The following is a 7,431-nucleotide window of genomic DNA, read 5'->3' as shown; positions in this document are numbered from 1 at the left end:
CCGCTTGGCCGGCTGCACCGGCCAAGCTCGCCGTGGTCCAGCGACCGACACTGCACTAACTTTGACCTTGGACCACCTCGTGGGGGCCGATCAATGGCAGTATTACGGGAAGTATTTTACCTGACGCTTGATCAACGATCCAGCCGACGCGTCCCTTGCGCGCATTGCGGGGAGCGAGACGATGGCCCTCGACACCGCCAGGGTGGCCGAGACTCGATTGTGCGCTAACTGGTCGTCGAGCCTGTCGCCAACGGGCGGGGGACGATCCATGACCAAACGCCTTCGGACCATTGCCACCGGTTTCGCGGCCTTGATCGCCAGCACGGGCGCGGGCCTCGCGCAGGACCATGGGACGCACGGCCCGGTTGCGCTGCCGGATGCCGCGAGCGCGACCTACCAACCGGGACCGCCGAACCTACCGAAGGGCACGCAGATCAGAATGGTCTTGGGCGATCCGAGCAAGCCTGGCCCCTTTGTCCTAAGGGTGAAATTTCCCACCCACACGGTGATCGCGCCCCATACTCATTCCGAAGCCGAGACGCTGACGATCCTCTCGGGCTCGATCTATCACGAGCACGGCACGACCATCGACAAGGCGAAAGGCAAGGAGCTGCGCGCGGGCGGGTTCGTGTTCCTGCCCAAGGACATGCCGCATTCGCTCTGGACCAGCGAGCAGCCGGTAGAGCTTCAGGTGAATGGCTTTGGGCCCTTCGGGCTGAACTACATCAACCCCGCCGACGACCCGAGCAAGTCGGTTCAGTAGATCTGGTCCCTCGTACCAAACGCCTCATCCGAGGTGCCCGCTACGACGGACACTGTGCCCGCAATGGCCCCTCTGTCGTGTTGAGGAGGCGCCGCTGTTCGGCCGCGTCGAGGAGTCGGAGTAGACTGCAGATCTGCGTTCTGTCCTCCCGTCCATCTGCGCCGGCCTGATACCGTCTACTCAGGGTGGAAAGCGGGCAGTCTAATTTCGGAGGATCAGAACAGAGAAGCGGCCATCGCCATCGCGCGCTTGGCCGTTCTTTCCCTGCGAACTGGAAGGTCTGCCGTTCGGATCAATCAGGCCGCGAACTGCCGCAGCGCCCGGGTCACCTCGTCCCGCTTGTACGGCTTGGAGAAGAACACGCCGCGCACCGGGAGATCCTCGGGCGTGGGACGGTGCTTACCCGAGATGATGATCAGTTCGATGGGCGGCCAGCGGTCACGGATCATGGCCGCGAGCTTCATCCCGTCGACGCCGCCGGGCATGTCGATGTCCGTGAACACCACCCGGATGTCGGGGCGGTTCTCCAGGATGCGCACCGCCTCGTCGGCGCTGCGAGCCTCGACCACGTCGAACCCCGCCATCTCGACGAGATCGACCGCCATCATGCGCTGAAGGGGCTCGTCCTCGACCACGAGGATCACGGCGGAGGCCGCTGGCATCGCTTTTCCCATGACGGCTTCCTAGGACTGATGGATCTGCGCGAGCGGCGCGCGCATCTCGGCCCGGAAACCGGTGGGCTGGTAGCGTAGGTCGACGTCGCCCGTTCCGACCAATCCGAGGCGGATCAGTCGCGAGCCGAAGCCGCGTCTGGCGGGTTCCTTTACGGGCGGCCCACCGCTCTCCTCCCAGTCGAGCACTAGGTCACCTTCATCGCTATCGCCATCGACGCGCCAGCTGACCCCGACGTGACCCTCGTCGTTGGAGAGAGCCCCGTACTTCGTCGCGTTAGTCGCGAGTTCGTGCAGCAGAAGAGAGACAGATAGGGTCGCGCGCGGCCCAAGCGAGACCTGTGGCCCAGAAACCTTGAGCCGTGTGGTTTGGGCGAAGGTGCGCAGAACCGCGCTGGCGACCGCGTCCAGGGGGGCCGCCGTCCATTCCTGCTGCAGCAGGACGTCGTGCGCCGCCGAGAGCGCGTGGATGCGCTGCTCGAACGCCTCGACCGGTTCTCGGTCGGGCACCGTCTTCAGGGTCTGGGTCGCGATGGAGAGGACCATGGCCAGCATGTTCTTCATGCGGTGGCTCAGTTCCTGGTTGAGCACCCTCTGCTGCTCCTCCGCCTCCAGGCGACCGATGGCGGCCCGGGTGCGGTCGGCGACGTTGCGCAGGAAAGCCTGCTCCTCAGCCGTCCAAGCGTGCGGTTCGGCCTTCAAGGCGAAGAAAAGGGTGACGAACTGCCCGTGCTCCATCAGCGGGATATTGGCGATGGACCGGACGCCGACGGCGGCCAGGGCGTCGCTGCCGCCGGCCGTGCGCGGATCGTCCGTCGCGTCGGCGATGAACACGGCCCGGCCCGCCTTGAGGTCGTCGACGTAAGACCCGTAGCTCCGGAAAGGGTACACGCCGTTCAGGCGATCGACGCCCTCCGCGACGTGGTCGTCGGCGATGGTGACGGTGTCGCGCACATGGTCGACATCGCCGTACCCCACGTGGCTGAGTCCTAGCGTCCGCGCCAGGATGTCCGCCGCGATCGGAGCAACATCCGCCTTGGCGGTGACGTGGCGCAGCCGGTCGCCGAGTTCGATCAGGGCGTTGCGGCGTTCCTCGGCTTGCTTGCGCTCGGTGATGTCGATGAACATCACGGCGAGGCGCTGATCCGCCTCCTTATGGCCGTGTGCCTCGAAGGTGCGGTTCAGGGCGGGCACGGCGACCTCGAACGTCGCGGGCTCGCCGGTGTCGACCACGCCCGCGTAGATGTCGATCAGCCATTGCGGGATGGTCGGGATCACTTCGCGGATGGTCCTGCCCACGGTTTGGTTCGCCGGTAGGCTCGACTGGATCTCGAAGGCGGGATTGACCTCCAGGAAGCGCACATCGACCGCGTGACCCTCGTGGTCCCGCAGGATCTCGGCGGAGAAGAACCCCTCGTGCATGCTGGTGAACAGACTCCGCCAGCGGTCCTCGCTCGCCGTGGCGGCGCGCTCGGCATCCTTCTGGACCGTGATGTCCCGTGAGACCGAGAGCAGCTTCTCGGGGACGCCTTGCGCGTCGAGGATCGGCGTGACCTGGACATCCCACCAGCGCGGGTTACCGGCCATGGTGCTAGCCCCGCCCTGGAAGCGGCCAACGCCTCCTGCCTTAGCCGCCACGACGGCAGCCTTGGCGTCCGCGTTGCCCTGGCCCTGCCAGAAGTCCGGCCAAGGGCAGCCGCGGATGGCGTTGAAGTCGCCGACCTCCATCACGCGCTTGCCACCCTCGCTCATGAACGTGAGGCGCGTATCCAGGTCGAGGACCTTGATGCAGTCGGCGGACGAGGCGAGCACGCTGCGCATGAACGCGGCCTCCTCACGCCTCTCCCTGAGGGCGCGCCGCAGTTCGAGCTGCGTCATCACCTGATGCGCGAGGACGCGCAGGGTCTGCTGCTGGACGGCGGTGAGATCGCGCGGCTCGTAGTCGAGCACGCAAACGGTGCCGATGGCATGGCCCTCGGCGGTCTTCAGGAGCGCCCCGGCGTAAAACTTCAGATGGGGCTCGCCGGCGACCAGCGGATTGCACGCGAAGCGCGTGTCGCGGGTGGCGTCCGGGACGAGGAGGAACTCCTCTTCCAGGATCGCGCGGGCGCAGAACGAGCTGTCGAGCGGCGTCTCGCGCACGCCGAGGCCGACTTCCGCCTTGAAGAACTGGCGGCCCTCGCCGATCAGGTTCACGACCGCGATCGGCGTGCCGCAGACCGCCGAAGCGAGTGCGGCGATCTCGTCGAACCCCGGTTCACGCGGCGTGTCGAGGATCTGGTAGCGGTGAAGGGCCGCCAAGCGGGCGTCCTCGGCGTCGAGGCCAGCGACAGCCACGGGCGACTTTACTGGTTCAATCATGAACGAGGTCGCTGCCGATCTGCGTGCCCGAACTCACTGTCAACCTGTGTAGCGGTAGGAAGTGTGCGTTCGGGAATGGGGAGATTTTCTGAGGGTTGTGGAGGGGCATCGGCGACAGGCGGTGTCGAGTGACATGCCCTTTACCACAGGAGCTTCGATTGCGCATGAGACGATTGCGCGAGGGGTGAGCGGCCCACAGGACACCGGTCCTCGTACAAGCGGTTCGGGCCGGTCGACTGGGGCCAAAGCCGATACCGTGCAGCGTCCGACCCATGACCGCTTTCGGGCAGCTCAGAAGGCTGTCCGCGCTTCTGAGTTGGGTCGGGTGCGGTACACCCGCTCGGGGTGGTTTCCCGACCATCCGCTTCCGAATGGTCGATGTATAGAAGCAGACCTACCCACGGCGACCATTTACTTCCCCGCTGGACTTTTGAGCAGCTTGTCCCGAGGTGTTGGGGAATGAAACATACCTCCGAGGAAAGCCAGGAAGGCGTTCATATTCTGGTTGCCATGTCGGCTCTCCGGCCACAACGCGGTGACGACCGAACGCTCGACAGAAAACTTCCGCAGGACAGGCACCAGCGCACCTCGCTCGACGTGGGACGCGACGACATACGATAGCGAGATGCCGATGCCGACGACCACGAGGATGGCCGCGACCGCATCGCTGCAGTCTGCGACGCCGCCGGCGTTCGGCGTGAGATCAACCGCGCGGCCGCCGATCTGGAACGGCCAGCGCAAAGCCTGGCCCGCACTCTGGAAGCGGAAATTCAAGCGGTTGTGGTGGATGTGGTCGTCCGGATGCTGCGGTGTCCCGCGCTTCTCCAGGTAGATTTGGGACGCGAAAGCGCAGAGCCGATGCGGCGCGAGACGCCGGGAGAGCAAGCGGGAGTCGGCCAGTTCGCCCACGCGGATCGCCACGTCAATGCCCTCCTCGATGAGGTCGGCGACGCGGTCCCTAGGGCGCTGGTCGACAAATAGTTTGGGGAGGCGCTTCACGGATTGCAGCCCCGGCGGTGTGCAAGGCTGGTCAGGAACCTTCCTCGGGGTAAACGCACTTGGATTAGCCACGAGAGGCGCCGCGGCCGCGGTAAACGGAAGAGAAGCATCCTTCGTGTCGGGGGACGAACTGAAGACCCTCTCCCGTGGGGAGCTCGAGGCCGAGATCCGGCGTCTGCGCGGGTCCGAGGCCGCCATCCGTCAGAGGGAGGAGCGTTTCCGGACGATCCTGGAGACGGTCGATGCGGCCTTCGCCATCGTCGAGGTCAAGTTCGACGCCGAGGACCGGCCGGTCGACTACCGCTTCGTAGAGGCCAACCCTGCCTTCGAGCGCGAGTCGGGCGTCAACCTTCGCGGCAAGTGGGTAACCGAGTTCGCCCCTGACCTGGAGCCCTTCTGGTTCGAGACTTACGGGCGGGTCGCCAAGGCCCGGGAACCCGCGAACTTCGAGAGCTATGCTGAGGCGTTCTCGCGCTGGTTCGACGTGCGCGCTGTTCCCGTCGGTGACCCTGCGGACCGGCAGATTGCCATCATCTTCAACAACGTGACCGCCCGACGCGAGGCCGAAGAGCGCCTGCGCGCCAGCGAGGCGCTCGCACGGGCTAACATCGAGCGCGTGCAACTCGCCCTGGCCGCTGGCGCGATCATCGGCACGTGGCACTGGGACCTACCGTCCGACCGGTTCACGGTCGACGAAGCCTTCGCCCGAAGCTTCGGGCTCGATCCAGCGCTCGGCCGCGAGGGCATCCCGCTGGCGCAGATCGTAGCCACCGTACATCCTGACGACCAAGCGGGTTTGGCGGAAGCGATCAACGAGGCCGTCGGCCGGGGCGGCGCTTATGCGCACCAGTACCGGGTGCGCCGGTTGGATGGGCGCTACTACTGGATCGAAGCCAATGGCCGGGTCGACCACGCGCCGGACGGCACGCCCCTGAGCTTTCCCGGCGTGCTCCTCGACGTCGAGGAGCGTCGTGTTGTCGAACAGGAGCGGGACCGGGCCATCACCCAGTTGCGCGCCCTCACCGAAACTCTCGAGCAGCGCGTCGGCGAGCGCACGGCCGAGCTGATGAACGCTGAGGAGCAGCTCCGCCAATCGCAGAAGATGGAGGCGGTCGGGCAACTCACGGGAGGGCTTGCCCACGACTTCAACAACCTGCTGGCCGGCATCTCCGGCAGCTTGGAGTTGATGGGCACCCGTATCGAGCAGGGGCGCCTCAAGGACGTCGACAAGTATATGGCCGCCGCGCAGGGGGCGACGAAGCGGGCGGCGGCGCTGACCCACCGCCTGCTGGCCTTCTCGCGTCGGCAGACGCTCGCGCCGAAAGGCACCGACGTGAACGCCCTGGTCGATGGCATGCTCGACCTGATCCGGCGGACGGTCGGGCCGAGCGTTCAGCTTGAGACGGCCGGACCCACGGACCTATGGCCGACTCTGGTCGACCCGTCCCAGCTCGAGAACGCGCTGCTGAACCTCTGCATCAACGGCCGCGACGCGATGCCGGACGGGGGGCGCATCGTCATCGAGACCGGCAACCGTCGGATCACTCCCCAAGTCGCCGAGCGACAGGATATGCCGGCCGGTGAGTACCTGTCGCTGAGCGTCTCGGACACCGGCACCGGCATGCCCCCGGAGGTGGTGGCGAAGGCGTTCGACCCATTCTTCACGACCAAGCCGCTCGGCCAGGGGACCGGCCTTGGCCTGTCGATGATCTACGGCTTCGTCAAGCAGTCCGGCGGGCAGGTCCGCATCCACTCGAACGAGGGGCAGGGCACAACGGTCACGGTTTACCTCCCGCGCCACAGGGGCGAGGCTGAGCGTGACGAGGCCCTGCCGGAGGAAGGATCCCCGGCATTGGCACAGGCCGGCGAGACCGTCCTTGTGGTGGACGACGAGCCCAGCGTGCGCATGCTGGTGACGGACGTGCTGAGCGACCTCGGCTACACCGCCGTGGAGGCTGCGGATGGGGCGGGCGGTCTTAAGGTGCTCCAGTCCGACGCCCGTATTGACTTGCTCGTCACCGATGTGGGCCTGCCCAATGGCTTGAACGGCCGTCAGATGGCCGACGCCGCTCGGGTCTCGCGGCCGGGCCTCAAGGTTCTGTTCATCACCGGCTACGCCGAGAGCACGCTGCTGACGGACGGCCAGATGGAACCGGGGATGGCCGTCCTGACCAAGCCGTTCGCCGTCGATGCGCTGGCATCGCGCATCCGCGATTTGATCGCGAATTGACGGTAACCTGACACCCCTGTCGAAGGACTGGCGCACGGCTGCTTTGCAGAGCCGCCGGTTGTGGTTCGGACGACAGCAATGGGTCCTGGCTGTGTCAAAACCCCGAAGGTGGTAGCTTTCCTCTGCACGACCGGAGGATGGCATGGGACGGTTCGTTGTCGGTGCCGAGCGCGATCAGACGACGCTGTTTCCGCCTTGTCTTGAGGACTGGATCGCCGAGGACAATCCTGTCCGCGTCGTCGATGCCTTTGTGGAGGCCCTGGAACTCGGCGCGCTCGGCTTTGCGGGTGTCGATGCGGCACGCACGGGTCGACCGGGCTACCATCCGGCCGCCCTGCTGAAGCTGTACGTCTACGGCTATCTCAACCGGGTCCCGTCAAGCCGACGCCTGGAGCGCGAGGCGGGCC

The 7,431-nt window shown here is 66.2% G+C and carries 6 protein-coding genes; 3 read left to right on the top strand and 3 right to left on the bottom strand.

The features are described 5' to 3' along the window. Positions 1-181: 181 nt before the first annotated feature. A complete protein-coding gene (locus BM419_RS30960) occupies positions 182-763 on the top strand; it encodes a cupin domain-containing protein (RefSeq protein ID WP_244540934.1) in 582 nt (193 codons plus the stop codon). A gap of 296 nt (positions 764-1,059) precedes the next feature. On the opposite strand, the gene BM419_RS30955 is transcribed toward BM419_RS30960, so the two are convergent. The 3 genes from BM419_RS30955 to BM419_RS30945 all read right to left on the bottom strand — a co-directional run bounded on the left by BM419_RS30955 (position 1,060) and on the right by BM419_RS30945 (position 4,794). Beyond that, complete coding sequence (locus tag BM419_RS30955; protein WP_091928707.1) at positions 1,060-1,425, bottom strand: response regulator; 366 nt, start codon at positions 1,423-1,425, stop codon at positions 1,060-1,062. A 21-nt stretch (positions 1,426-1,446) separates the two neighbouring features. Further along, entirely contained in the window at positions 1,447-3,735 is a 2,289-nt protein-coding gene (locus BM419_RS30950; RefSeq protein ID WP_244540933.1) for an HWE histidine kinase domain-containing protein, read from the bottom strand. A 471-nt stretch (positions 3,736-4,206) separates the two neighbouring features. Next, positions 4,207-4,794, bottom strand: coding sequence for a substrate binding domain-containing protein (locus BM419_RS30945; RefSeq protein ID WP_091928705.1), 588 nt, complete (start codon positions 4,792-4,794; stop codon positions 4,207-4,209). 115 nt (positions 4,795-4,909) lie between these two features. Between BM419_RS30945 and BM419_RS30940 the strand changes: the two genes are divergently transcribed. After that, positions 4,910-7,024 carry an ATP-binding protein gene (locus tag BM419_RS30940; RefSeq protein ID WP_091928704.1) on the top strand — a complete coding sequence of 705 codons (2,115 nt, stop codon included), beginning with the start codon at positions 4,910-4,912 and terminating at the stop codon, positions 7,022-7,024. Between the two features lie 142 nt (positions 7,025-7,166). Then, positions 7,167-7,431: transposase (locus tag BM419_RS30935; RefSeq protein WP_139257171.1), on the top strand; the 265-nt coding region annotated here is incomplete at its 3' end.

It is taken from the genome of Methylobacterium sp. yr668 (genome assembly GCF_900116245.1).
Taxonomy (GTDB): domain Bacteria; phylum Pseudomonadota; class Alphaproteobacteria; order Rhizobiales; family Beijerinckiaceae; genus Methylobacterium.
Note: the sequence above shows the minus strand (reverse complement) of the source record. Positions and strands in the feature narration are given on the sequence as shown.